17 protein-coding genes are annotated in these 25,117 nt (G+C 65.0%); 6 read left to right on the forward strand and 11 right to left on the reverse strand.

From position 1 onward, the window contains the following. The 4 genes from BM125_RS01395 to dcp all read right to left on the reverse strand — a co-directional run. Nucleotides 1-267, reverse strand: a 267-nt coding sequence (locus BM125_RS01395; protein WP_139224808.1) for a transposase, incomplete at its 3' end; no start/stop codon positions are given. Between the two features lie 508 nt (nt 268-775). After that, a complete protein-coding gene (locus tag BM125_RS01400) occupies nt 776-1,282 on the reverse strand; it encodes a hypothetical protein (protein ID WP_092404156.1) in 507 nt (168 codons plus the stop codon). Nucleotides 1,283-1,569: 287 nt separating this feature from the next. After that, a complete protein-coding gene (locus BM125_RS01405) occupies nt 1,570-1,845 on the reverse strand; it encodes a hypothetical protein (RefSeq protein WP_092404158.1) in 276 nt (91 codons plus the stop codon). A gap of 411 nt (nt 1,846-2,256) precedes the next feature. Continuing rightward, nucleotides 2,257-4,413 (reverse strand): peptidyl-dipeptidase Dcp, encoded by a 2,157-nt coding sequence (dcp, locus tag BM125_RS01410; RefSeq protein ID WP_092404160.1) that lies wholly within the window; start codon nt 4,411-4,413, stop codon nt 2,257-2,259. 423 nt (nt 4,414-4,836) lie between these two features. Between dcp and BM125_RS01415 the strand changes: the two genes are divergently transcribed. Further along, nucleotides 4,837-6,852, forward strand: coding sequence for an amidohydrolase family protein (locus tag BM125_RS01415; protein ID WP_175497831.1), 2,016 nt, complete (start codon nt 4,837-4,839; stop codon nt 6,850-6,852). Between the two features lie 381 nt (nt 6,853-7,233). Here the strand turns inward: BM125_RS01415 and BM125_RS01420 are convergent, their stop codons facing one another. After that, entirely contained in the window at nt 7,234-8,850 is a 1,617-nt protein-coding gene (locus BM125_RS01420; RefSeq protein WP_217647785.1) for a POT-type proton-dependent oligopeptide transporter, read from the reverse strand. A gap of 131 nt (nt 8,851-8,981) precedes the next feature. Here BM125_RS01420 and BM125_RS01425 point away from each other — a divergent pair, with 131 nt between their 5' ends. After that, complete coding sequence (locus BM125_RS01425; protein WP_092404167.1) at nt 8,982-10,919, forward strand: OPT family oligopeptide transporter; 1,938 nt, start codon at nt 8,982-8,984, stop codon at nt 10,917-10,919. A 367-nt stretch (nt 10,920-11,286) separates the two neighbouring features. Here the strand turns inward: BM125_RS01425 and ppc are convergent, their stop codons facing one another. The 5 genes from ppc to BM125_RS01450 all read right to left on the reverse strand — a co-directional run bounded on the left by ppc (nt 11,287) and on the right by BM125_RS01450 (nt 19,970). Beyond that, nucleotides 11,287-14,016, reverse strand: a complete 2,730-nt coding sequence (gene ppc, locus BM125_RS01430; protein WP_092404168.1) for a phosphoenolpyruvate carboxylase — start codon at nt 14,014-14,016, stop codon at nt 11,287-11,289. A 164-nt stretch (nt 14,017-14,180) separates the two neighbouring features. Then, the gene (locus BM125_RS01435) at nt 14,181-17,477 is read right to left on the reverse strand and encodes an amidohydrolase family protein (RefSeq protein ID WP_092404169.1); all 3,297 of its coding nucleotides are present in this window, start codon (nt 17,475-17,477) and stop codon (nt 14,181-14,183) included. Between the two features lie 694 nt (nt 17,478-18,171). Further along, on the reverse strand, nt 18,172-18,522 hold the full coding sequence (locus tag BM125_RS01440; protein ID WP_092404170.1) for a hypothetical protein: 351 nt from the start codon (nt 18,520-18,522) through the stop codon (nt 18,172-18,174). A 6-nt stretch (nt 18,523-18,528) separates the two neighbouring features. After that, complete coding sequence (bioD, locus tag BM125_RS01445; RefSeq protein WP_092404171.1) at nt 18,529-19,236, reverse strand: dethiobiotin synthase; 708 nt, start codon at nt 19,234-19,236, stop codon at nt 18,529-18,531. Next, nucleotides 19,233-19,970, reverse strand: coding sequence for a TMEM175 family protein (locus BM125_RS01450; RefSeq protein WP_092404172.1), 738 nt, complete (start codon nt 19,968-19,970; stop codon nt 19,233-19,235). Before BM125_RS01450 ends, bioD begins: the two co-directional genes overlap by 4 nt. A 224-nt stretch (nt 19,971-20,194) precedes the next feature. Here BM125_RS01450 and BM125_RS01455 point away from each other — a divergent pair, with 224 nt between their 5' ends. Together BM125_RS01455 and BM125_RS01460 are read left to right on the forward strand one after the other, a co-directional pair. Beyond that, nucleotides 20,195-20,713: a GAF domain-containing protein gene (locus BM125_RS01455; RefSeq protein WP_092404174.1), complete on the forward strand. Its 519-nt coding sequence runs from the start codon at nt 20,195-20,197 to the stop codon at nt 20,711-20,713. Continuing rightward, complete coding sequence (locus BM125_RS01460; RefSeq protein ID WP_092404176.1) at nt 20,710-21,120, forward strand: TfoX/Sxy family protein; 411 nt, start codon at nt 20,710-20,712, stop codon at nt 21,118-21,120. The genes BM125_RS01455 and BM125_RS01460 overlap by 4 nt, the downstream gene beginning before the upstream one ends. Before the next feature lie 319 nt (nt 21,121-21,439). On the opposite strand, the gene BM125_RS01465 is transcribed toward BM125_RS01460, so the two are convergent. Then, nucleotides 21,440-22,021, reverse strand: a complete 582-nt coding sequence (locus tag BM125_RS01465) for an LOG family protein (RefSeq protein ID WP_092404178.1) — start codon at nt 22,019-22,021, stop codon at nt 21,440-21,442. A 127-nt stretch (nt 22,022-22,148) separates the two neighbouring features. Here BM125_RS01465 and BM125_RS01470 point away from each other — a divergent pair, with 127 nt between their 5' ends. Both BM125_RS01470 and BM125_RS01475 read left to right on the forward strand, forming a co-directional pair. Then, on the forward strand, nt 22,149-22,586 hold the full coding sequence (locus BM125_RS01470) for a hypothetical protein (RefSeq protein WP_092404180.1): 438 nt from the start codon (nt 22,149-22,151) through the stop codon (nt 22,584-22,586). Nucleotides 22,587-22,911: 325 nt separating this feature from the next. Next, on the forward strand, nt 22,912-25,026 hold the full coding sequence (locus BM125_RS01475; protein WP_092404182.1) for a tetratricopeptide repeat protein: 2,115 nt from the start codon (nt 22,912-22,914) through the stop codon (nt 25,024-25,026). Nucleotides 25,027-25,117 lie beyond the last annotated feature (91 nt).

The following is a 25,117-nucleotide window of genomic DNA, read 5'->3' on the forward strand; positions in this document are numbered from 1 at the left end:
CGCCGCTTTTTTTAAGATCTCGTTCTCTTCCTTGAGCCGCGCATTCTCGCGCTGAAGGGCCGCCAGCGAACCTGCTTCGACCTTTGGACGGCCGCTGCCCTGAAAGGCCTTATCACCTTTCTTCTCGGCATCCTCCACCCACTTGTAAAGACGATTGCGCGGAATGCCCAATTCACGGGCCAACTCGGCGGCCGGCTTCTTCGCTGCGCGGAACAGCCGAACCGCCTCTCGCTTGAACTCTGACGTGAATCGACGACGCTTTTCCATCGGACACCTCCTTCCGGGGATTGTCCCCGTTTTGTGGTGTCCGAGAAATCAGGGGTGGTCCACGCATGATTCGTACGTACGATTCGCAATTTCGCGACGTCAGGATAGCTTGGCCATCCATCATCACTAGACAGCAATGAATTTGCCGCAGGGGTCGTTCTGGAGGGGACAAACTGCGCCATTCGACGTCTCTTTGTCGTCAACCTTTGCGCATTCTCCGCAAGCGTCCGCATCCCGGTCGGGCGAATAGCCGAAAGAAGGGGTCACCATTTCGCCTCCGCTGTCAATCAGGCAAAACGCTTTCGTCCACTGAGCGAGCAGCGGAATGGCGGGTCCCGTTATCGTTGTCGACCAGGGGAAACGAATGGGGTCAGGTTGACCCCGTTCTTGCACGTGCACGGGAGTCCGCAGGCCGCGGCCCCACCGCCGGAATCACAGGAGGCCATCAGCAGCAGACAGACTGACAGAAGCGCACCTTTCCCGCCCATCCTTTGGAAAATCTGTCCATTCAGGGTGGAGGCAATGCCCGGCCTGGCACATAGGGATAAGAACCTATGCGACCAGACTGAGCCACGTCGGTCAGAACATCCCGCGCTATTCCCATCGGTTCGCGTTGACTCGGCGCATGGACGCAGCCGGAATCGCTCCAAAGTTCATGGCAGACACTCCAGCGATGAGCGATGAAATACCAGTCGCGGACCAGCACGCCCCTTGCCGTCGCCGACCAGTATTCGCGGATATCGCCTGCGAATTCGGCGGACCGTTCCGGAGGCGCCGCGACATAGGCAGCGAGCATGGCTTGCCAGGTCGCCGGCGTGGCCAGCAGCGAATTGGGAATCAGAACACCGATGGACACGACGAGGGCGAGTGCAAGATTGGCAGCGGGCTTGAGTCGACCCTTTACGAACAGAACCAGAAGGGCCATCCCGCAGGCGACGATGCACAGCGCCAGCGCAAGTGTCCAGCCACTCAGCAGGAGCGAGAAGTCGTGCGCAATGTTGACGGCGAGCGTCATCGGGATGGCGTCCTGTCATCGCTCGTCTGGCGATTACCCGGAGACTACGTTAGTTGAGGGGTTGGCGCAGCCCGTTGGCGGTGCGCAGGTGGAGCAGTCCGAGCGAGGAGGCAGGAGCCCTTCCTGGACAGGGAGACTGGCCGATCCGGGGATTAATGGGGGGCGACTCGCATCAAGGAGTTGCGGAGCGCGATCGCGCGGCGTTTAGGATACTCGGGAGGGAACTCTGAGCGTTGCCGTATCGAGCGGAAGGCTGCTTCCGCCCGGTTCGTTGCTACCCGCTACCCTTACATCCTCAGCGCGATCTGACCGGCCATTTCTTCGACGCGGCGCCGGGCCGTGTCCATCGAAGCATGGAATTCCATGCTCGGTGCCACTTCCAGTTCGCGGACCGACCAGAAGGTCAGTGCGTAGTTGCCATCCGGCCAGGGTCCGGAGATGCCGGCGACCGGGATATGGCCAACGAGCGCGACGGACAGGGCGCCGTCATAGCGTGATTCCCAGTCGATGGCCGACATCGATGCATCCGTCTTGCGTGATCCGAAACTGAAGATGCTGCCCATGGTGGTTTCCCGGTTGGATGGGTGTTGCCTTGTCAATGATTGAGGGAGCAAGCGCCATGCCAATGTCCCATTTTGTTGTTCGAGTTCGCACTTTTCGCCGGAGCGCACAGTCAAAACGACGATTGCTGCGCCTCGGGCCGCTCATGGCCGGCGTTGCGGCTGAGCCGAAGATGATGGTCGGCCGCGGCGTTGTAACAGACTGACAGCGACAGACCCTGACAGACCGTGCCACTGGGACAGGGCGGACATTGCCGAAGTGCCGTGCTCCCGTTGCGTTTCCTGGACGACGACGCCCGGACGACACGCGAGCCGGTGGCTGCGCCTTTGACATGCGGATGAACAAAAAAAGGCCGGCAATGGCCGGCCTTTTCCTGGTGACTCGCGCCGGCAGGGCCGGCGCAGTCGTTCGGGTTACTTCAGTCCACGGAACTCGAGCAGCGGTTCGACGCTCGGATCCTTGCCGCGGAACTCGCGGTACATCTTGGCGAGTTCCTCGGAGTTGCCGCGCGAAAGGACCTGGTCGCGGAAGGTCTGGCCGTTTTCGCGGCTCATGCCACCGTGCTCCTTGAACCACTGGAAGGCGTCGTGGTCGAGCACTTCGCTCCACAGGTAGGCGTAGTAACCGGCCGAATAGCCGCCGCCCCAGATGTGGGCGAAGTACGGGGTCTTGTAGCGCGGCGGAACTTCGGCCATGTCGATCTTGTAGTTCTTCAGCGCATCGGTCTCGAACTTGTCGACGTCCTGCTGCGGGGCGTCGGCGGACAGGCCGTGCCAGGCCTGGTCGAGCAGGGCGGCGGCGAGGTACTCGACCGTGGCGTAGCCCTGGTTGAAGGCGCGCGCCTTGACGATCTTGTCGACCAGTTCCTGCGGCATCGGCTCGCCGGTTTCGTTGTGCTTGGCGTAGTTGGCGAACACGGTCGGCTCGAGCGCCCAGTTCTCGTTGAATTGCGAGGGGAACTCGACGAAATCGCGCGAGGTGTTGGTGCCGGCGATGCTCGGATACTTCACGTTCGAGAACATGCCGTGCAGGGCATGGCCGAACTCGTGGAACATCGTGGTCACGTCATCGAAGCTGAGCAGGGCGGGCTGGCCGTCGGCCGGCTTGGTGAAGTTGCAGACGTTGAAGACCACCGGCTGGGTGCCGGTCAGGCCGTTCTGCTCGACGAACACGTCCATCCAGGCGCCGCCGCTCTTGCTCGGGCGCTTGTAGTAGTCGGCATAGAACAGGGCGAGCTGCTTGCCGTCGGCATCGAAGACGTCGAACACGCGCACGTCGGGCTGGTAGACCGGCAGGTCGTGGCGTTCCTTGAAGGTCAGGCCGTAGAGCTGGTTGGCGGCGAAGAAGACGCCGTCGTTGAGCACGCGGTTGAGTTCGAAGTAGGGCTTGATCGCAGCCTCGTCGAGGTCGTACTCGGCCTTGCGCACCTGGTCGGCGTAGAGGTCCCAGTCGGCGGCAGTGAGCTTGAAGCCGCCCTTCTGCGCATCGATCACCTTCTGGATCTTGTCCGCTTCGCTGCGAGCACGTGCGGTCGCGGCCGGCACCATGTCGGTCATCAGCTTGATCGCATGTTCCGGGGTCTCGGCCATCTGGTCGGCCAGGCTGTAGGCGGCGAAGTTCGGGTAGCCGAGCAGCTTGGCGCGTTCGGCGCGCAGCTGGGCGAGACGCTGGATGGTCTTGCGCGTGTCGTTGTCGTCGCCGCGGCTGGTGCGCGTCTCGGAGGCCTCGAGCACCTTCAGGCGCAGATCGCGATTGGTCAGCGAGCCGAGCACCGGCTGCTGCGTGGTGTTCTGCAGGGTCAGCAGGTACTTGCCATCGCCGAGCTTGCGCTCCTTGGCTGCGTCGGCCGCGGCGGCAATTCCGCCCTCACCGAGACCGTCAAGCTGGGCCTTGTCGTCGACTTCGACCGCGGCGGCATTGGTGCCGGCCAGCAGCTTGTTCTGGAACTCGGTGGAAAGGGTCGACTCTTCCTTGTTCAGTGCGCGCAGCTTGGTCTGGTCCTCATCGCTGAGCTGGGCGCCGGCGCGGACGAAATCGGTGTAGGTCTTCTCGACCAGGCGCTTCTGCATGTCGTCGAGGCCGCTGCTCTCGCGGGCGTCGTAGATCGCCTTGACGCGCTGGAACAGCTTGGCATTGAGGTGGATCGCGTCGGAATGCTCGGCGAGCTTCGGCGCCAACGCGACCTGGGCGGCCTGCAGGGTGTCATTGGTGTTGGCCTGGACCAGGGCGAAGAAGATGCGCACCGAACGGGTCAGCAGTTCGCCGCTCTTTTCCATTTCCAGGAAGGTGTTGTCGAAGGTCGGCGCTTCGGTGTTGTTGGCGATCACCTCGATCTGCGCCAACTGCTGCTTCATGCCTTCCTCGATCGCAGGCTGGTAATCCGCGTCCTGGATCTTGTCGAACGGCGGTGCCTGCATCGGCAGCGCGCTTGGAACCAGAAGGGCATTCACGGGGGCGGCCTCCTTGGCCGGCGCAGGCGCCGCAGCCTGTTGGGGCGCGGTTTCGGTGGATGGGGACGAGCACGCAGCCAGCGCGACAACCAACGCGGCGGCAAGAGCGGATCGGAACATGGCAGGGTCCTTGGCGACAAAAGAACCCGCACCTTAGACCCGAAACGGGGATTTCGCCAAGTGCGGGAGGTAACAGCAGGGGCTCTCGGTGCTCTCCGAAGCTCTTTTCGGCCGCATTCCCGCCATCACCGACCCCGGACAGCCGGAATCCCCGCCGACGCCGCCCCGTCAGGCGCTCCCTGCCCAACCCCTTCTTGAAGGCTGATCCGTCCGGCGCGAATCCCACCCCGGAATGCGGGGCCCGCCGGCATGGCGCGACCCAATCGGCATCGGCAGGCTGCCGCCCCCGAAAGCATCGCATCCGAAGGCGCTGCTGCGCCGGTGGAGACGGCTCCAGAGATTGGGCCGGTACCTAACTTGTGGCACGCCCGCCGGGCCGATAACCTCGATAGAGTTCGCGTTGCGCATTCTAGGGAGCCCACCATGAAAACCCCGATCTTCTGCCTGGTTCTGGCAGCGATGGCTGTTGCGCCGCTGCACGCGGCCGAGCGCGTGGAAAGAAGTGCCTTCATCCTGGCCGGGGCGAATGCCGGCTTCCAGGAAGCCCGCTACGGCGACGACGGCAGCCTCAAGGCGCATTTCGAATTCAATGACCGCGGGCGCGGTCCGAAGCTCGATGCGTCCTACACGCTCGATGAAAACGGCTTGCCGACATCGATCCAGCTGACCGGCGTCGACTACCTCAAGGCACCGGTCACCGAGAGTTTCTCGCGCAAGGGCGATGAGCTGGTCTGGAAGAACGGCTCCGAGGACGAGACACGCAAGGTCCCCGGGCCTTCATTTTTCCTGGCCCTCAACGGAGTGCCAGAGGATTCGGTGCTGCTCGTGCGCGCCCTGCTCAAGGCGCCCGGGCACAAGCTCGCCCTGGTCCCGTCCGGCGAGGCCAGCATCCGCAAGCTGACCAGCATCAAGGTCAAGGGCAAGGCCGGGTCGAAGAACGTCGATCTGTACGCCCTGTCCGGGCTCGGGCTGTTGCCGGACCTGGTCTGGCTCGATCAGGACCAGCGCTTCTTCGCCAGCTATTCGGGCTGGAGCACGATGATCCGCGAAGGCTATGAAGGCGCGATCAAGACCATCGGCGATCGCCAGGAGCAGGAAGAAAAGCGCCTGGCCGAGACGCGCGCGAAGGAATTGACCCGCACGCTGACCAGGCCGCTGCTGATCCGCAACGTGCGCGTGTTCGATCCGCCGACCGGCGAAGTGCTCGACGCGCGATCGGTGCTGATCGATGCGGGTCGCATTGTCTCGATCGGTGCCGCCGATGTCGCCTTGCTCGACGGCGTCGAGGAATTCGATGGCGGTGGCCGTTTCCTGATGCCGGGCCTGTGGGACATGCACGTGCACTTCTCGGGTGGTGCCGATGGCCTGCTCGAACTCGCCTCCGGCGTGACCACGGTGCGCGACATGGCCAACCAGGTCGAGGTGCTGCAGGGATTGATCAAGGGCATCGAGGCTGGCAGGGACATCGGGCCGCGCATCATCAGGGCCGGCATCATCGACGGCAAGGGACCGTTCGCGGGGCCGACCAAGGTCCTCGTGGATACGGAAAAGGAAGCGATCGCCGCGGTCAAGATGTACAAGGACACCGGCCACGAGCAGATCAAGATCTACAGCTCGGTGAAGCCCGAACTGATGCCGGTGATCGCCAGGGCAGCCCACGAACAGGGTCTGCGCGTCAGCGGTCACGTGCCCGCCTTCATGACGGCGCGCCAGTTCGTCGAGAACGGCGCCGACGAGATCCAGCACGTCAACATGCTGTTCCTGAACTTCATGTTCGACAAGGTCCAGGACACGCGCACGCCGGCCCGCTTCACGACGGTCGCCGAATACGGCGCGGGCCTGGATCTGAGCTCGCCGCCGGTGCGAGACTTCATCCAGTTGCTCAAGGACAGGCACATCGTCATCGACCCGACCGTCGGCACGTTCGAGGACATGTTCCTGAGCCGGCCCGGCCATCCGGGCCCCGGTTTCGCGGCGATCGTCGACCGCTTTCCGACCACCTGGCAGCGCCAGGTCAAATCCGGATCCGGCGGACTCGAGATGAAACCGGGCCAGGAAGCGCTGTTCCGCGATTCCTACCAGAACATGGTCAACATGGTCGGCGTGCTCTACCGCAGCGGCGTGCACATCGTCCCCGGCACCGACAATCTCGCCGGCATGACCCTGCCGCGCGAACTCGAGCTGTACGTCGAGGCGGGCATCCCGCCTGCCGACGTCCTGCGCATCGCGACCAGCGGGAGCGCCGAGGTGATGAAGCGCGAGAAGGAGTACGGCCGCGTTGCTCCCGGCTATGTTTCGGACCTGATCCTTGTCGACGGCGATCCGACCATCAACATGGCCGACATCCGCAAGGTGCGCACGACGATTCGCGGCGACCGCCTGTACGACGCCGACGCGCTGTTCCGCGCGGTCAGCATCGCGCCAACACCGAAGCAGTAACGCGCAAAGAGCCATCGAAACCCACGCCACTCATTCGGCTGCGGATCCGGCTCGCGGGAATAAACGGCACGGATCTGCGCAACGTGTGTTGAGGTGCTTCTCCCGCCTTGCGGGAGAAGCACCTGACTCAGCCAATTGACAGGCCAGCGGAGCCGGGTTCCTGCCAGACTGTCCTTCGACTTCGCTGCGCTACGCTCAGGACGAACGGGGTGGGTGGGCTGTCGTTGTTCCTTCTCCCGCTAGCGGGAGAGGCACCCAACCATGGACCATCGTCGCCTCCTGCGGAAAACGTCCCTCGCTGTCAGTCCCGGCTTCCGCTGGCCTCAGGTCGACACTTCTTTTCCATCCCCGGCGAATGCCAGATGGAAACGGCCTCCCCGCTCACACCGTTCGATAATGATCCGCGACCGGATAGCGCTTCGCATACAGCGCGAATGCCAGTGCGGCGAGCAGGGCGAAGCCGGCGAAGAAGAACATCATGAAGGCGTTCTCGCTGAGGCCGGTGTCGGCGATGCGCGAGATCACGGTGTCGTTGCGCACGGCGGCATTGGTGATCAACACCCACAGGTTGCCGAAGGTCACCGAGAGCAGCCAGAAGCTCATGATCGTGCCCTTCATCGACGATGGCGCCTGGCTGTAGGCAAACTCGAGGCCGGTGGCGGACACCAGCACCTCGCCGAACGTGAGCAGCACGTACGGCAGGATCTGCCAGGCCAGCGAGGTCGGGCTGCCGCCGTCGATGCTGAGCTGGATGATGCCCGCGGCAACCCAGGCCAGGCCCGAGAATGCGATGCCGTAGCCCATGCGGCGCAAGGCGGTGACCTTGAAGCCCATCCTGCGCAGCATCGGGTACAGCACGATGTTGTTGAACGGTATCAGCAGCATGACCAGCAACGGATTGAGCGCCTGCATTTGCGCGGCCTGCTTGACCAGCCAGCTCGGCCACCACCACGCTTCGTGCGGTATGACCATGGCGTTGCCCTGCAGGATCCAGGTCGAGGCTTTCTGGTCGAACAGCGACCAGAACGGCGTGACCAGGGCGAACACGATCAGGATGCGCAGGACCGCGCGCACGCCTTCGACGGCACTTTCCGGATGCTTCTCGCGGGCACGCTCGAGCTGCATCGAGGTGCCGAGGCCGCCGAACAGGATGACGAGGCCGAGAGCGACGCAAAAGGTGATGACGAAGCTGAAGTGCTCGGGCCACCACGCAGGGCCGATCGCCCAGAGCAGGAAGATCGCGATCGCGGCGACCACGCCGACTGCCGCCGTGACCAGGCCGGCACGGCCCTTGCCCGGCGCCAGCAGCGCGGTCCGGGCCACGTTGATCAGCGAATCGGGATTCGGTGGCGCCGGTGGCACATGCACGTACTTGTGGCGTCCGGCCCAGAACACGACGGTCGCGACGAACATGAGGATGCCCGGGATGCCGAAGGCCCAGGCCGGGCCCCACGAGGTCAGGAAGATCGGCATCAGCAGCGAGGCGAAGAAAGAGCCGAAGTTGATGGTCCAGTAGAAGGCGTCGTAGACGACCTTGGCGACGTCCTTGTTGCGCTGGTCGAACTGGTCACCGACGAAAGCCGAAACCAGAGGCTTGATGCCCCCCGAACCGAGCGCGATCAGGAACAGGCCCGTGTAGAAACCGAGGCGGTTGTCGACGAACAGGGCCAGGAAGCCCTGGCCGACGCAATACAGCAGCGAGAGCCAGAGCACGGTGTGGTACTTGCCGAAGAAGCGGTCCGAGATCCAGCCGCCGAGCAGCGGGAAGAAATACACGCCGATGACGAAGGTGTGGAAGACATCCTTGGCGATGCCGGCGCGCTCGGCGACCGGAGCATAGAGCAGCAGGCTCGTGATCAGGAACGGCGTGAGGATGTTGCGCATGCCGTAGAAGCTGAAACGCTCGCAGGCCTCGTTGCCGATGATGTAGGGAATCTGTCGCGGCATGCGGGCGGCGGCGTCCTGGACGCTGGCCGGGCTGGTCGTATTTTCGGTCATCGGGTTTGCGGATCGATGGGGGTTGCAGGCTACTATGCACGTCGCGGCGCGCGGCGTGAACCGTGTGTCCCGGATGTTGCAATGCATCACTTGAACGCGCCGACGGACCGGCACCCATCGGGGAGACCTACATGAGCGTCATCGCTGAACCCGCGCCGCAGCTGACTCTGCGCGCGATCCTGCTTTCGATCGTGCTGGTGGTGATTCTCGCCGCGGCGAATACCTATCTCGGCCTGTTCGCAGGCATGACCATCGCATCGGCGATTCCGGCGGCGGTGGTTTCGATGGCGGTGCTGCGTCTGCTCGGCGGTGGCGGCATCCTCGAAAACAATATCGTGCAGACCGGCGCATCGGCCGGCTCGTCGATCGCCTCGGGCGTGATCTTCACGATTCCGGCCCTGGTCATCCTCGGTTACTGGAAGGAATTCGAATACCAGTGGGTTTTCGCGATCGCCGGCCTCGGCGGTTTGCTCGGCGTGATCTTCTCGGTACCGCTGCGGCGTTCGTTGATCGTCGACCAGGGCCTTGCCTTCCCGGAAGGCAAGGCGGCCGCCGAAGTGCTCAAGACCGGCGAGAACCCCAAGCAGGGCGTAAAGACGCTCGGCATCGCGGCCTTGCTCGGCGGCTTCGCCAAGGTTGGCGCGGCCAGTGGCCTGCGCCTGTTTCCGGACACCGCCGCCGCCGCGGCCTGGGTCGGCAAGGGTATCGCCTACATGGGCACAAACCTGTCGCCGGCCCTGCTCGGCGTCGGCTACATCGTCGGCTTCAACATCGGCATCGTCTGCTTGCTCGGCGCAGTGATCGGCTGGAATATCGCGATCCCGATCTATAGCGCGTTCTTCATCGATACCGATCCGGCGCTGGCCGCCCAGGTCGCCAGCGCGAGCGCCGAGGATGCGGCCTACATGATCTGGTCGGCGCAGATCCGCTACCTCGGGGTCGGTGCGATGCTGATCGGCGGCATCTGGACCCTGATCTCGCTGCGCAGCTCGTTGTTCTCGGGCATCAAGAGCGGTTTCGATGCGACCCGGTCCGGCTCGACCGCGGTGATCGCGCATACCGAGAAAGACATTCCGATGAAGTACATCGCGATCGGCCTCGTGCTGTTCACGCTGCCCCTGCTGTGGCTCTACCAGAGCATCGTCCACCAGTGGACGGCGAGCGTGCCGATGACCATCATCATGATCGTCGCCGGTTTCCTGTTCGTTTCGGTGTCGGCCTACATGGCCGGCCTGGTCGGCTCCTCGAACAACCCGGTCTCGGGCATCACGATCTCGACGATCCTGTTCGCCGCGCTGATCCTCGTGCTGCTGCTCGGCCGCGATTCGCCGATCGGCGCCGTGGCCGCGATCATGATCGGCGCGGTGGTCTGTTGTGCGGCCTGCATCGGCGGCGACAACCTGCAGGATCTCAAATGCGGCCATATCGTCGGCGCGACGCCGTGGAAGCAGCAGTTGATGCTGGCCATCGGCGCGGTCTCCTCGGCCCTGATCATGGCGCCGGTCCTGAACCTGCTGCTGCATGCCTACGGCGTCGGCGTGCCGACCGCCGAACATCCGAACCCGCTGCTCGCGCCGCAGGCCAACCTGATGGCCTCGGTGGCCAAGGGCATCTTCGGCGGCGAGTTGCCGTGGGTCACGATCGGCATCGGCGCCGGCATCGGCGCGGTCATCATCGCGGTCGATTCCTGGCTCAAGGCCAGCGGCAAGAAATTCCGCATCCCGGTGCTGGCCTGCGCGATCGGCATCTACCTGCCGATCGAACTGATGGTGCCGATCTTCCTCGGCGGCCTGCTTTCGCACATCGTCGAGCGCCATTTCGGCGGCGCGAAAGATGAAGCGCACCACGGTGAAATCCACCGCAAGGGCATGCTGTTCTCGGCCGGCCTGATCACCGGCGAGGCGCTGATGGGCATCTTCATCGCGATCCCGATCGTCATCACCGGCCGCGCCGACGTGCTCGCCTTGCCGGAGTCGCTGCACTTCGGCGGCTGGCTCGGTCTGCTCCTGATCGCCTTCATCGCCTGGTTGCTCTATCGCTATGCGACGAAGGCGGAGGCCGCGAACTAGACGAGGCCCTTCAATTGCGATGGGCCTTCGGGCCCGATGCTTTTCGACACGCGAAAGATGAAAAGCATCGCGGCTGAAGCCGCTTCCTACAACGGAGCCGCGACGCGAGGCCCACCATCGAAGTCCGCGTCACCCATCACGCGCTCTTCGTAGGAAAGGCCTTCGGGCCCGATGCTTCTCGACACGCGCGCGCGAATGATGAAATGCATCGCGGCTGAAGCCGCTTCCTACAACGAAGCGGCAACGCGGCGCGGGCCATCGAAGCCCGCGTCACCCATCGCGCGCTCTTCGTAGGAAGAGCCTTCAGGCTCGATGCTTTTGGGCGAGGCGCGGAAAGGCGCCACGGCTACAGCCATGACCTGATGACTCACCCGGTATTCTGGATCCCCGCTGCAATGCCATTGACCGTGGCGATCAGCGCATGCAGCAGTTCGTCGTCGCTGCGATCGTCGGCGCGCCAGCGCGCCAGCAGATCGACCTGGATCAAGCTGATCGGGTCGACGTAGGGGTTGCGCAGGCGGATCGACTGGCGCAGGCGCAGGTCGCGGGAGAGCAGTTCCTCTTCGTCCTTGAGTTCGAGGATGGCCGATCGGGTGCGTTCGAATTCGGCGCTGACCTCGGCATACATCGGTTCGTGCAGTGCGCCCGCGAGGCGCGAATAGCGTTCGAAGATGGCGAGGTCCGCCTTCGCAAGGACCATCTCCACATCGTCGACGAGCTGGGCGAAGAACGGCCAGTCGCGCGCCATCTCGCTCATCGCCTCCCGGCCGAAGGTCTCGATGCCATGGACGAGTCCGCTGCCGACGCCGAACCAGCCGGTCAGGGCGGCGCGGTTCTGCGACCAGGCGAAGACCCACGGAATCGCGCGCAGGTTCTCCACGCCTCCGGTGCCGCCGCGTCGCGACGGGCGCGAACCGATGCGCAGGCGTTCGATGACGTCGATCGGGGTCGCGTTGCGGAAGTACTCGGTGAAGTCGGCATGTTCGTGCACGAAGGCGCGATAGGCCGATCGGGCCTCGCCGGCGATGGCGCTGGCCATCGAACGCCAGCTCGCCTCGCGCGGCTCGGGTGGCCGTGGGCGCAGGGTCGCGCGCAGCACCGCCCCGGTCATCTGTTCGAGATTGCGCAGGGCGATTGCGCGGATGCCGTACTTGCGATGGATCACCTCGCCCTGCTCGGTCAGGCGCAGCGTGCCGTCGACCGAACCGCGCGGCGAGGCGATCACGGCGCGTTCGGTCTTGCCGCCGCCGCGGCTGGCCGAGCCGCCGCGACCGTGGAAGAAGATGATGCGCACGCCCGATTCATGGGCGAGCCGGGTCAGCGCGATCTGGGTCTGCTGCAGGGCCCAGCGCGAGGCGACCAGGCCACCGTCCTTGGCGCTGTCGGAGTAGCCGAGCATGACGATCTGGCGGTTGCCGCGCGCGGCCAGATGGGCACGGTAGGCCGGGTCGGCGAACAGCGAGGTGACGACGGCTTCGGCGGCGTCGAGGTCGGCGACCGTCTCGAACAGCGGTGCGACATCGAGTGGAACCTGGCCACCGCCGTTGACGCATCCGGCGATGCGCGCCAGCGCGACCACGGCCAGCGCATCGGCGGCACTTCGGCTCATGCTGACGATGTAGGGGCCAAAGGCCTGCTCGCCATAGCGCGGCCGAAGTTGGGCCACGGTGCGGAACACGGCGAGGGTCTTGCGCGCGACTTCATCGCTGCTGGTACGTACGGAGGCCGGATTGGCAAGCACGGCACTCAGCCGTTCGACGCGCTCATCGACTTCGCGCGAGGCCCATTCGGGATCGTCCAGCAGGGCGGCGAACGCGGCATCGTGCATGGCCGAGTCCTGGCGCAGATCGAGCGTGGCCAGGTGGAAGCCGAAGGTTTCGGCGCGCCGCAGCAGGCGACGTGCGGCGAACCAGCCGGCATGCACGCCGCGATTCTCACGCAGGCTGTCGACGACGATGCGGATATCCTCGATGAAGGCCGCCACGTCCGGATAGCCGCCCTCGGTGCCGCGTTCGGTTTCGCCAAGCCGCTCACCGACCAGCTTGAGGAACTGCCGATACGGCATGTCCTCGTGGCGCGCGCGCAGACGCGCGGCGGCGGTCGGCAGCAGCGCGCGGTAGACATCGGTGCGGGCGAGCAGGTCGGCCGAACAGCCAACCCGCGACAGCGAGTGGCTGAGCAGGCGACCGAGCTGGTAGACCTCGCGCCGGTACAGGGCCAGGACCTGGCGGCGCTGCGTGGCCAGGGTTGCCGCGATCGTTTCGGCGCCGACATTCGGATTGCCGTCCATGTCGCCGCCGACCCAGTTGCCGAAGCGCAACAGGGTCGGCAATTCGGTGCCGGCCGGATCTTCGCCGAGCGCATCGGCGAGGACTTCGTAGAACACCGGCACGACCCGATAGAGCACGTCGGTCAGGTAGAAGCCGACGTTTTCGAGTTCGTCGGCCACGCTCGGCTTGTCGAGGGCGAACTCGGCGGTCTGCCAGGCCGCGGTCAGGGCCATGCGCATGCGTTCCAGATCGGCGCGGCGTTCGACCGGCGTGCGCCCGCCATCGATGTCGGCGACCAGGGCGCGCACCACTTCGGTTTCCTTTTCCAGCAACGCACGGCGCACCGCTTCGGTCGGGTGCGCGGTGAATACCGGCTCGATGTGCAGACGAGCCAGGCAGGCGTCCAGTGCGGCCTTGTCGACACCATCGCCGCGCAGCTTCCCGACCACGTCGCGCAGGCCACCGGGCTGCGGCGAAGCATCGGCACGCTCGTATTCGCGGCGTCGGCGGATCCGGTGCACGCGTTCGGCCACGTTGACAGCCTGGAAGTAGGTCGAGAACGCGCGCACGAGTGAGGTCGCATGCGCGACATCGACTCCGGCCAGCTCGCGTTCCATCTCTTCGGTGCTGGCGTTGTTCTCGCGGCGCAGGATGGCGGCGACGCGAATGCGTTCGACTTCATCGAGGAAGTCCTCGCCTTCCTGTTCGGCAAGGATCTCGCCGACCAGCGAACCGACCCGGTTCACGTCATCGCGCAGGGCCTTGTCGGTTTCGGGAAGGTCGCTCGAGCGCAGGCTGTCTGCGGCATTGCTGGCTTTCTTGTCCATCTCCCAAGCCTACATTGTTGCAACGCGGCATGACAGATGCGAAGCGGCCGAGACGCCCGGGAGAGGTGGATGATTCAGTCAGCAGTCGGGATTACGAGAAGGCGAACCCCAACGTCGTCGAGCGGGTCGGTGCAGGGGCCGGCGTCGCGCCGGCCCCCGGTCGGTCAATGCACGTGCTGCGTGCCCGACTTTGGACAATGGCACGGTGCGGTCGGGCCGTATTCGATACCGAAGGTGCGTCCGTCGTGGTGGCGCTGCCAGTAGAACTCGGGAGCCTTGCGGCCCTTGCCGCCGACTTCGGCCATGTCGGCATCGACATCGAAGACGCGTCCGTTGACGGCGACATAGCGCGTGTCGATGGTAGCGCGGATGTTCTCGAGCGGATTCGAGTTGAGAACGACGAAGTCGGCGCGCTTGCCCGCTTCGAGCGAACCGATCTGTTTCGACAGGCCGAGCATGTCGGCGCCGTCGATGGTCGCCGCGCGCAGCGCCTCGAAGTTGCTGAAGCCGCCCTGGGTCAGCATCCAGGTCTCCCAATTTTCCGACAAGCCCTGCAGCTGGCCGTGCCCTCCGGTACTGATGCGGATGCCGGCATCGCGCAGCTTCTTCGCGGCCTTGGCCACTTCGATGTGGTAGTAGTCCCAGTCCGGCGCGGTTTCGCGGCGGATCGCGCGGGCATCGAGCGTTTCGCGTGGGAAGAAGCGGTTGAGCTTCTTGTCCTCCCAGACGTTGTCGCGCGCATACCACCAGTATTCGCCGCTGAGGCCGCCGTAGCTGACCACCAGGGTCGGCGTGTTGCGCACGTCGGTCTCCTTCCACAGCTTGATGACATCGGCATACAGCGGCGCGACCGGAATGTTGTGCTCGATGCTGGTGACGCCGTCGACCATCATGGTCATGTTGTGGTTGAAGGTGGAACCGCCCTCCTCGACGACCAGCATGCCGAGCTCGTGCGCGGCGGTGTTGATCTGCTGGCGCTGGTCGCGACGCGGCTGGTTGTAGCTCTTCACGCTGAACGCGCCATTCGCCTTCATGCGGCGCAGGTGCGCGCGCGCATCGTCGAGCGAATTGACCACGGCCTTGAAGTCGCCGTCGGCGCCGTAGAGGATGGTGCCGGTCGAGAAGATGCGCGGGCCGACCATCGCGCCGGCCTTGACCAGTTCGGCCTGCGAGAACACCGTTTCCGTGGTCGCCGACGGGTCGTGCGTCGTGGTCACGCCGAAGGCGAGGTTGGTGTAGTAGGCCCAGTTCTGCTGCGGCACGACGCCGCTGTTGAAGTGGTTCACATGGGCGTGCACGTCGACGTAGCCCGGCACGATGGTCTTGCCCTTGACGTCGATTACCTGCGCGTTCGACGGGATCGCAACGCTGCCATTGGCAGCGACCGCCTTGATCGTGTCGCCATCGACGACGATCACGCCGTCTTCGATGACTTCCTGTTTCGACTCGGCGTCGTTCATGGTCACGATGCGCGCGCCGGTGAAGGCGAACACGTCGGTCGGCGTATCGAGTGCGGCAGTCAGGCCGACATCGATGCCCGGGTCGCTGCCCGGCTTCGGCAGGTCCTTCGGCGCACCGGGCACGAAGGCGAAAGCCTCCTTGAGGTCGCGCGAGTGGTACTGGCGACCGACCATCCAGTGCAGCGATTTCGAGTCGGCCGACCAGTGCAGGTAGGAGCCGACGTCCTTGCTGACCAGGCTGACCGGGATCGCCTTGGTTTCCTTCGTCAGTTCGATGCTGCCGCCGGTCATCGGCATTGGCGCGACATAGGCGTTGAACAGTTCGGTGAAGGCGACCCACTGACCGTCCGGGCTGATGCTGACGAAGTTGATGTACTTCAGGTCGAAGACGTCGCGCGGTTCGCTGCCGTCGATGGCGATGCTCTTGAGTTTCTTGCTCAGGCCATCGCCGGTCAGGAAGGTGATGCGCTTGCCATCCGGGGTGAAGGCCGGATCGCCGCCTTCCCGGACCAGTCGTCGCGCCTCGCCGCCGGCGGACGGCATCACGTAGATGCCGGCTTCACCCGAATTGAGGTTGCCGGTCAGCGAGCTGCCCGAGGTCTTCGCGTAGACGATATGCGCGCCATCGTTCGAATAGCGCGGCCCGTAGTAGAAGCCCGGCTTCGTGGTCAGGATGCGGTCGGCATTCGAGGCGAAGTCGTGCTCGAGGATCTGGCCCTGCTGGGCGTCGGACCAGTTCGTGAACAGCAGCTTGCGGCCGTCGGCACTGAAGCTCGGCTGGTACTCGAAATGGGCGTCGTCGCCGGTCAGGCGGGTCGGCTTGCCGTTCGGCAGCGACTTGACCCAGAGGTGGCCGAGCGCGTGGAAGATCATCGTGCGCCCGTTCGGGCTGGTCGCCACGTCGCGGATCATCTTCGGCTCGAAGCTGCCGCGCGCGAGGGTCTGTTCGAAGCGCAGCGGTTCGGCCAGGGTCTGTTCGACATCGGCCGTGAACGGGATTTGAGCATGCTCGCCACTGGCTGCATCGACGCGCCAGAGCTTGCCCTGGGCCCAGATCACCAGCGCCTTCGAATCGGGGGTCCAGGCATAGTTGGGATAGGGCCCGAAGATCGCCCAGGCCTCCTGCATGTCGTGCGAAAGGCCATCCCAGAGCGGCTTCGCCTCGCCGCTGTCGAGATCGAGAAGGTGCAATACGGTCTTGTCGCGCACGCGCTTGACGAAGGCCAGCGACCTGCCATCGGGCGAGGGTTCCGGGCGCACCGCGCCACCCGGCGTGGCGACCACGGTCTCGGTGGTGCCGTCGCGGCGGTCGAGACGCTTGATCGCGTAGATCAGGCCGTGCGGGTCCTTGTTGTACTCGAAGTTCGAACCACCGCTGACGTCCTCGGAATAGTAGACGTAGCGACCGTCGGCGCTGACCGCCGGTTCGCCGAGGTCCTGCTGGTCATTCTTGCGCTTGGTCAGCTGCAGGCCGGCGCCGCCCGAGATGTGGTACATCCAGAGTTCGCCGGCACCGAGCGAACGCTCGCTCGTGAAATGCTTGCGACCGATCAGGTACTGGCCGTCCGGCGTCCAGGCCGGGTTGTTGAGCAGGCGGAAATCCTCGTTGCTGACCTGGGTGCCCTCGCCGCCGATGACCGGCATGCGCCACAGATTGTTGCCGCCGCCGCGATCGGAGGTGTAGGCGATTTCCCGGCCGTCGGGCGAGAACCGCGGCTGCACGTCCCAGGCGGCGCCCTTGGTCAGGCGTTTGGCCTTGCCGCCGGCGATCGGTAGGGTGTAGAGGTCGCCGAGCATGCTGAAGGCGAGGGTCTTGCCGTCCGGGCTGACATCGAGGTCGAGCCAGGTGCCTTCATCGGTACTGAAGCGCACGGTCTTGGTCTTGCCGTGGGCCGCGTTGACGTCCCATTTGGGCTCGTCCTTCTTCTTCTCTTCGGCCTGGGCGATGAAGGGCAACAGGACACAGCCGAGCACGAGCGCGGCGATCGGACGTCGGATCATGGAGAACTCCCCGGTTGGAATCCGCCCATCCTAGAACGAATCGGCGCCGCCGACACGGGACAGAAGTCCTACACCGGAGCCGCAACGCGAGGGTCGCCATCGAAACCCGCGCCGCAAATTCGCCGTCTCCCGTAGGAGCGCCTTCAGGCGCGCCGCACTTCGCACGCTCATCGCAGGAAGAGCCTTCAGGCTCGACGCTCTTCGCCACGTTGTGGGAAAAGCATTGCGGCTGAAGCCGCTCCAACAACGAAGCGGCAACGCGCGATCAGCGATCGAAACCCGCGCCGCTGGTTCGCCGCTTTTCGTAGGAACGCCCTTCAGGCGCGATGCGCTTCGGCAAGGCTTTGGGAAAGCATCGCGGCTGAAGCCGCTTCCTACAACGAAGCGGCAACGCGAGGCCAACAACGAAGCCGCAACGCGGCGCCCATGATCAAAGCCCGCGCCGCTCTTCTCGCGCTCTTCGTAGGAAGGGCCTTTAGGCTCGATGCTCTTCGGCACAACTCCGGAAAAGCATCGCGGCTGAAGCCGCTTCCAACAACCAAGCGGCAACGCGCGATCAGCCATCGGAACCCGCGCCGCATGCCGCACGCCCCTCGCAGGAAGGGCCTTCAGGCCCGACGCCCTTCGGAAAGCGAAAGACCAAGAGCATCGCGGCTGAAGCCGCTCCTACGACGAAGCAGCAGCGTGCCCCCAATCAAGCCGAACTGACGTCGCGCAACTTCCAGTGACGGCCGATCAGCAGGTCGAGGCGATGCTTGACGATCGCATGCGGCAGGGTCGTGGTGACGACGAGTTCGGCACGATTGGCCTCGAGGCTGCCGGAAACCGTGGCCGTCGGATCGGTTATCCCCGTTGCCGGATCGACTTCATCGGGGTCTTCCTGCAGGGCGCGCCAGCGCTCCCAGAGGCTCGCTTCGCGCAGGACCCCCTGCAGGACGCTGGCCAGATGCTCGGGCGAACCGCCATTGAAGCTGAGCGCAGCGATATCGCCGCGCGATTCGGCGACATTGTCGACCGTGATGAAGAAACGTTGCGCCTTGGCCATGGTCTTTCACTCCCTTGGATGGATTTCGCGCATCGCCGCCAGCAGCGGTTCGACCGCCAGGCACGCGGCACCGGCGAACGATGCATCATCCGCTCCATGCTGGACGACGCCCAGCAACGGCGCCTGAATGCGTGTCTGCAGGGTGGCGATGTTGTCCTCGCGGCGCGCCATGTCGGGATCGATCGCGTTGCCGATCCAGCCGATCAGCGTGCAGCCATCGGCTTCGATCGCACGCGCGCTGAGCAGGGCGTGGTTGAGGCAACCGAGGCGCAGCCCGACCACGAGGACCACAGGCAGATCGAGCGAGCGCGCGAGATCGGACTGCATCAGGCTCGCGCCGAGTGGCGCCAGCCAGCCGCCGACGCCCTCGACGACAACGTACCGGTCATCGCCCGCGAGGCGGGAATAGGCGGCGCCGATCCGCTCCATGTCGATCGTGATGCGCGCGTCGGCCGCAGCGAGATGAGGTGCGATCGGATCGGCAAAGGCGTACGGATTGACGTCGTCGTAGTCGCTGGCGCGCGCACTCGCGGCGATCAGATCGAGCGCATCCGCATTGCGCAGGCCGGCGGGCGTCCACTCGCAACCACTGGCCACCGGCTTCATGCCGACCGCAGTGATGCCGTCTCGCGAGAGGTTGCGCAGCAGCAAGCAGGCGGCATGGGTCTTGCCGATGCCTGTATCGGTCCCCGTCACGTAGATTCCGCGGCTCATGGCGCGTCCAGGAGTCGTCGCGTCGCGCGATGCATGCGCCGGGCAAGCACGAGTTGCACGCCTTCGAGGACGAAGAAGATCAGGCCGGGCAGGCTGAGGATGAAGTTGTTGCCGAGGTCCGCCGGCAATGCCGCATTGATCGACAACGAGGCGAGCGAAAACAGCGGGATCATGAGCCAACGCCGACGATAGTGACGCGTCAGCAGGCATTCCAGCGGGTCCAGGCCGAGCTGATCGCGCAGGGCCCAGGCACGACGATAGAGCGCGTACATGGCGAGACCCATCGAACCGAACGCGAAGGCGAAGACGGCGAAGATCACGCGCAGATCGTAGGCGGTGTCGAGGCTTATGCTGGCTGTCAGCCAGCCGTCGGTGATCCAGGCGAAGAACGACGCATAGACCATGCGCAATGGGTAGATGAAGACGAGCACGAGGAACACCATCAGCAATCCGAGGCGCTGGCTGGCGCGATCGTTCAGGCCGTAGCGACGGCTCCAGTCGGCATGGCCGCGCCAGAACAGCACGATGAGCAGGAAGCTGGCCGCGAATGCGGGAACCGCCTTGAGCGCTTCGACCAGCGCCTGCGCGGAATTCGGGATCGCGTCGATCGAGATGACCATCAGCGTGACGGCGAACGCGAAGGCGGCGTCGAAGAACGCCTCCATGCGGGTAACCTCGGCGCCGCGATTGCGGAAGCCATCTTCGTCGCGACCGTGATCCGGCTCTTCGTGCATGGTGATATCGCTCCTCCTGGCCCGTCCCGCGCTGTTCGCCCGCCCGGCTTGGTGCCGCCCGGGCGCCGGGCCTTGCGGCGAATCCGGTTCGGCCGCCCGTCGGGGGAAAGGATGGTAGCCGCAGCGTCCCGCCGGGCGCGAATCCGGCGCCGCGGCGCGACATTCTGCGGGAGTGTGGCAGGAAAGGTAGAATACCGGGCTGTCGTCAACCGTGAAGAACCCCGATGTCGTTCGAAGCCAAGCCCATCGACGCCGCCGACAAGGCCGCCTTCTATGCCGAGCTCGCGCAACAGGCACGCGGCCTCCTGCACGGTGAGCGCGACCGTATCGCCAACGCGGCCAATTTTGCGGCCCTGGCCTGGCACGCCTTGCCGACCATCAACTGGTGTGGTTTCTATTTCTTCGATGGCAAGGAACTCGTCGTCGGTCCGTTCCAGGGCAAGCCGGCCTGCGTGCGCATCGCGCTCGGCCGCGGTGTCTGCGGTACCGCGGCGGCCACGCGCGAGACCCAGTTGGTCGACGATGTCGAGGCCTTTGCCGGACACATTGCCTGCGACGCCGCCTCGCGCTCGGAGATCGTCGTACCGTTGGTGCTCGGCGATGCCCTGATCGGCGTCTGGGATGTCGATAGCCCGGTGCCCGGACGATTCGACGACGACGACAGGATCGGCATGCAGGTGCTCTGCAAGGTGTACATGGACAGCCTGCAGCCGACGCAGGTCGGGGAGGAGAAGGCAGCATGAGCAGTCGCGACGTCAAGATCCGCAATGTCGGGCCCAAATCGGCCGCGTGGCTGCGCCAGGTCGGCGTGCGGACCAGCGAAGACCTGTTTCGCGTCGGCCCGGTCGATGCCTTCCTCAAGGTCAAGCGAGCGGGGTTCCGGCCGAGCCTGAACCTGCTCTATTCGCTTGCCGGCGCGATCGACGACTGCCACTGGACCGACCTCTCCGCCGAGCGCAAGAGCGGCCTCATTCTCGAACTCGAGGAAGCCGAATCGGACAATCCGATCAAGACCCGGTGGGAGAAGCAGGCCGATCGCAGCGCGGCGATCGACGGCACCGAAGCGCCATCCACCGACGATGGCGACGGTTTTGGCGACGGCGACAGCGGCGTGCGCGAACTGACCGGTACCTCGAGCGATTTCGATTGAAGCAAGGGCTGGCCCGAATGGCATGGCCCTGGGTGCAAAGTCGGAATGGGACCCTCCCTGGTGTGGTGTCCCACAAATACCATCAAATAATTCCGGCGTCTTTCACGGCGATGCTGCGTTGCTCGTCGTCGTCATAGTGCCCACTATGAATCCTCCTCGCGCCTTGTCTCGCCATGAAATCCATCCGGAATTTCTTCGCGTTTTCTGCGGGACGCCACACTAGTGCCTTGAGTGCTTCCGGGGTCTATCAAGCGGCCGCCTGCCCGCCTTCGCGGGGACGCCGGGGTCAGGTCGGTGCCATTCACGGCCACTCCGTTTCTCAGCGCCGCACCACGGCAATTTCCCGGGCATCCTCGCGCCAGCGCGGAGTCGCCTGGATCGCCGGCAGCACCGCTTCTGGCTCGTCGACCAGGCTCCACATCGACAGGTGCTCGGTGTTCATGAAGCGCTCGTCGATCACGCTTTCCATGAATCCCTGCAGCGGCGTGTAGAAGCCGCGCGTGTTGAGCAGGATGATCGGATTGAAATAAAGGCCGAGGCGCTTCAGCGTGATCGCCTCGAACAATTCTTCGAGCGTGCCGCAGCCGCCGGGCAGGGCAACCACGGCATCGGAGCCGGTCAGCAGGCGATGCTTACGCTCGCGCATGTCCTCGACCAGTTCGAGCCGGGTCAGCCCGGGATGGCCCCATTCAAGATCGGCCATGAATTTCGGCAGGATGCCGACGACTTCGCCGCCGGCCGACAGCGCGCCATCGGCGACCGCGCCCATCGAACCCGCCGAGCCGCCGCCGTAAACCAGCGTGCAGCCGGCCGTCGCGAGCAGGACGCCGAGCCGGCGCGCGACTTCGTGATAGTGCGGATCGCACTCCTGGCTCGAGGCGCAATAGACACAGATACGCATGGCGGGGTCCCGACGAAACCAATTGGGTATTCTAAGCCGTCATCCGTCACGGTGATCGATTCGATCGAGGCACTGGACACCCATCGCGGCGGGTCTTGCTCGCGATATTTCTTCCAGGATAGTTGGCATGAATCCCGAAACCGTTCCCACGCCGCGCACCTTGATCCGGGACGTCTTGATGCTGCAATTCAAGTTGCTGCTCGATACCCTGCGCGACCTCGCCCTGAGTCCGCTGACGCTCGCCGCCGCGGCGCTCGACCTGCTGCTGTCGCGATTTCAGCCACCGCGCTATTTCTACGCCGTGCTGCGACTCGGCGAACGCAGCGAGGAATGGATCGATCTTTGGTCGGCCGCGCGCGGTGCCGAGTCGACCGATCGCGAAAACGTCGATGCGCTGCTTGTCCGGGTCGAGGAAGTCGTGCGCGACCCGAAAACCGGCGCACGACGGGCCCGCATCCTCAAGCGCTGGGCGGAACGCCAGGTTGCACGTGCGCGCCAGCAGATCCGGTCGCCGGCCGGCGAATCGGACGCCAGCGACCGGCAAGAGGGCTCGGGCGAGCGCTGATCGAGCCTCGCAGACGCGGAACCCTGGCTGATTCCGACCTGATCGGGTGGGTGCGGCGCAATTTGAATGCGCCGTTCGCGGCACGCACGAGCCTGCTGATCGCGCCGACGGCCCGGCACGCCCGGCCATGGGCGAAACGGCGGTTGCGATGGTCGTGGATAGCCGTGCGGAGGTCGCATGAACCGTGACGCAGTTCTCGTTCGTGTAAGATTCCGGACCACTGTTCACTGGGGAGGTGGGCAATGTCCGGTTCCATCGATCCTCGCACCCGCCGCCGCCGCATCCGGCGCGGATTGGGCCTCCTGGTGGCTGAAAGGCGTCGGCGTTGAGCTTTTTCGCCGAACTTCGCCGGCGCAACGTGATCCGCATGGCCGGGCTGTACCTGGTGGGCGGCTGGGTGGTCATCCAGGTCGCCGAGACCCTGCTCCCTGCCTTCGACATTCCCGCATGGGTCCTGCGCGCGATCATCATCGTGATCGCCCTCGGATTCATTCCGGCGCTGATCTTCTCGTGGGTGTTCGAGTTGACGCCCGAAGGCCTCAAGCGCGACACCGAAGTGGATCGCGAGCGATCGATCGCGCCGCAGACCGGCCAGCGCATGAACTACATGATCGCCGGCCTCATGGCCGTGGCCCTGGCCTATTTCGCGATCGACCGATTCGTCGTCGGGCCGACCCGTGACGCGCTCAACGTCGCGGCGAGCCTGAAGTCGCGGCCACCGGCGGATCCCGTCGTCGATCCTCCCGTCGATGCGAAATCCATCGCCGTGCTGCCGTTCGAGAATCTCAGCGGCGACAAGGACAACGAATATTTCGCCAGCGGCATGCAGGACATGATCCTGACCAAGCTGGCCGGCATTGCCGACCTCAAGGTCATCTCGCGCACCTCGACAGAGAAATATGCCAGCCATCCGGACAACCTGAAGACCGTTGCGCAGCAGCTCGGCGTGGCGACGATCCTCGAGGGCAGCGTACAGAAATCGGGCAATGCCGTATTGATCAACGTCCAGTTGATCGACGCGCAGAGCGACGTGCACCTGTGGGCCGAAGCCTATCCACGCACGCTCGAGAACATCTTTGGCGTCGAAGGCGAGGTGGCGCAGAAGATCGCCGATGCCCTCAAGGCGAAACTGACCTCGGCCGAGTCGACGAATATCGCCAGCGTGTCCACACGCAACCCGGAAGCCTACGACTACTACTTCAAGGCCGAGTACCTGATGGGGCAGGCCATGGAGTCCTGGGACAAGGCCACCTTTCTCGACGCCGACGCCAACTTTCGCAAGGCCATCGCGCTCGACCCCGATTTCGCCCTGGCCCATGCCAAGCTGGCCTATTGCCAGCTCGACCGGCATTGGTTCTCATCGGGCCTGTCGCCCGCGGAGATGGCCGAAACCAGGCAATCGATCGATCGTGCGCTGGCGCTGGCGCCGGACCTTCCGGACGCCCATCTGGCGCTCGGCTACTACGAGTACTGGGGTTTTCGCCGCTATGACGCGGCAACGGTCGAGTTCAAGCGCACGCTCGAACTTTCGCCAAACAACGTCGAGGCAATCAACGGCCTGGCATTCGTCGCCCGGCGCACCGGCCATGTCGAGCAGGCGGTGACCCATCTGGAGCGGGTCCTGACCCTCGCTCCGCGCGATGCCCGTGCCAACACCAGTCTTGGCGAGACCCTCGCGATGCTGCGCCGCTACACCGAGGCGGACCGCTGGTTGACCCGCTCACTGGCCATGGCACCGGCGGATGCCAATGCGATGGACCAGCTCCTGCAGGTCCGCCTGTTCGGACTCGGCGACCTCGCCGGTGCGCGCGATGCCTTCCGCCAGCCACCGGATTGGCGCATTTCCGGGCAGCGCCGATGGGCTGGCGATGTGTTCTTCCTGATCAATCCGCGTGCCTACATCCATTTCTTCGAGCGCCGATTCGACGATGCCCTGCACGACTGGGACACTGCGCCGGCCACGACTGACGAGGAACGCCTGGCCGGCCGCGTGGCGCGCGTGGCGATCCGCCTGGTTGCCGGTGAGCGGGATTCGCTGAGAAGCGAGTGCGCAGCCCTCGAGCCGCTGCTCGGCGCCGAGCTTCGAAGACAACCCGAATCCTTGGGCCTGTTGCATCAATCGAGCTGGGTCGAAGTCTGCCTCGGCAACAAGGCGCGGGCGATCGCGACCGCGAAGAGGGCGGTCGAAGTGCTGCCCCTGACCAAGGATGGCTATTTTGGCGCCTACCAGCTGTCCGGACTGGCCCAGATCGCCGCGCATGCGGATGCGCCTGACCAGGCCTTCGAGGCCCTGCACCAACTGCTGGCCATCCCGGCGGGAACGATCATCTCGGTGACGCGGCTCAGGCTCGATCCGGTCTGGGATCCGCTGCGCAGGGATCCCCGCTTCGAGACGCTCCTGAAGGCACGCGCGTACGGCAGCGAGACCACGGAGCCGTGAGCGATCTCGTGGAACGTCTGGATTCGACGATCATCGTTGGGGCCTGTGCCGGCATGATGGCTCGGTCTTGTATGGGTATCCAGGTCGATCA

Source organism: Dokdonella immobilis, from assembly GCF_900115085.1.
In the GTDB taxonomy this organism is placed as follows: domain Bacteria; phylum Pseudomonadota; class Gammaproteobacteria; order Xanthomonadales; family Rhodanobacteraceae; genus Dokdonella; species Dokdonella immobilis.